Source organism: Janthinobacterium sp. FT14W (assembly GCF_009208755.1).
GTDB lineage: Bacteria > Pseudomonadota > Gammaproteobacteria > Burkholderiales > Burkholderiaceae_D > Janthinobacterium > Janthinobacterium violaceinigrum.
In genome coordinates this window covers 1-556 of sequence record NZ_WFLL01000127.1, presented here as the reverse complement: position 1 = coordinate 556, position 556 = coordinate 1, and the positions used below count along the sequence as shown (strand labels likewise).

The 556-nt window shown below is 67.8% G+C and carries 1 protein-coding gene; it reads left to right on the top strand.

Features of this window, described 5'->3' with window-relative positions:
- The coding region (locus GCN74_RS28280) for a hypothetical protein (RefSeq protein ID WP_152259708.1) at positions 1-556 on the top strand (556 nt) is incomplete at both ends.

Here is a 556-nt window from a genome sequence, read left to right as displayed (position 1 = left end):
AATACGGGCGGGCGCATCGAAAGCAATGGCGACCTGGCCGTGACGGCTAGTATCTTGCTGAATAAGCAAGGCTTGCTGAGCGCCGTGCAGCAGGCGACGATAGGCGCGCTGGGCACGATCGACAACACGGCCGGCACGCTGGCGGCCGGCCAGAATCTGGCCGTGACCGCGCAGCAGCTGGATAACGTGGGCGGCAAGGTGCAGGCGCAGCACGGCAATGCCAGCTTGCAACTGCAGGCATTGCACAACACGGGCAGCGTGTTTGCTGGCGGCAACCTGGACACGCAGGCTGGTGTGGTGGGCAACAGCGGCAGCCTGTACGCGGCCGGCAATCAGCGCCTGCAGCTAACGGGCGCCTTGAGCAATACGGGCGTGATCGCGGCGCAGGGCGACAACCGCATCACGGCCGGGCGCATCGACAGCGGCGCACAAAGCCTGCTGGGCGCCGGTGTCAAGGCCGACGGCAGCCTGGGCGCCAGCGGCGACCTGACCCTGACGACCACGCAAGGAATCACGGCCAGCGGGCAGAACCTGGCGGCGGGCCACGCCAGCCTGA